We start from the raw sequence: 1,009 nt of genomic DNA on the forward strand, positions 1-1,009 counted from the left end.
TAGTAGTCCCAGGTCGCCACCGCGCCGTAGTGGGCGCCCACGGCGGCCGACTGGCTGCTGGAGACCAGGCCGGTGCCCCAGACGTTGTCGGCGTCGGTGAACAGCGTGCCGTTGCCCGAGGTGCCGCCGCCCAGGCCGGCGGTGCGGGTGTTGCCCCGGGTCGGGTCCTTCAACTCGTAGGTGGAGCCCGTGTAGTTGGTGGTCAGGGTGACCGAACCGACGTGCACGCCCTTGCCACTGCCGGTGGCCGCGCTCGCGAGGTACTGCTCGTGACTGGCGAGCACCTCGCCGGTGGCCGCGTCGGTGACCAGGTTCTGGGCACTGGGGGCGCCGTCCTCCCGGACACCCTCGACGACGGTCTGGTAGGCCAGGCGCGGTGCGCCGGACTGGGCCCAGACCACCAGGGTCGGGCTGCCGGTGCCGGTGATCGCCTTCAGCGGCGACTCGTCCTTGTCGATGGTCTGGCCGACGGTGGCCTGCACGGCGCCGGTGGCCTGCTTGGCGGCCTTCTCGGCCGGCACGGCCGGGGTCAGGTCGGCCAGCGCGACGGTGGTCTCGACGGCCCGGTCGACCGAACTGACCTTGCCGTTCAGGGTCAGGTGCGCGACCAGGTCGCCACCGATCACGGAGAGGCCGGAGTAGGTGCGCTCGAAGCGCAGGTGCTTGGCGCCGGACGCGTCGATCACGGCGTCCTTGGCGACCAGCGCCTCCGAGGCGCCGAGGCCGGCGGCCTGGGCCACGGCGGGGGCGTACGACTGGGCCAGCGACTTCAGCTCGGCGCTCCGCAAGGTGGAGCCCTTGCTGCTCGCGGTGACGGGGGCGGCCTGCGCCGTACCGGCACTGACCTGGATGGCGCTGGCGAGGATCAGCGTGGCCGAGAGTGCGGCTCCGACAGTCAGCTTTCGCTTCACGGACGGGTTCCTTCCGAAGATCAACCGCTTGTGCGCGGTCGCACCTCGCTCCGGGGCACCAGGGGTTAGTGCCGTCGGGGCGGAGCGGATGCTGACGT

The 1,009-nt window shown here is 72.1% G+C and carries 1 pseudogene; it reads right to left on the reverse strand.

Annotated elements, in window-relative coordinates:
• Positions 1-911: pseudogene (locus tag ABD323_RS41645) on the reverse strand (M4 family metallopeptidase); the annotation flags it as partial.
• Positions 912-1,009: the final 98 nt, after the last annotated feature.

Source organism: Kitasatospora nipponensis (assembly GCF_039528135.1).
Lineage (GTDB): Bacteria > Actinomycetota > Actinomycetes > Streptomycetales > Streptomycetaceae > Kitasatospora > Kitasatospora nipponensis.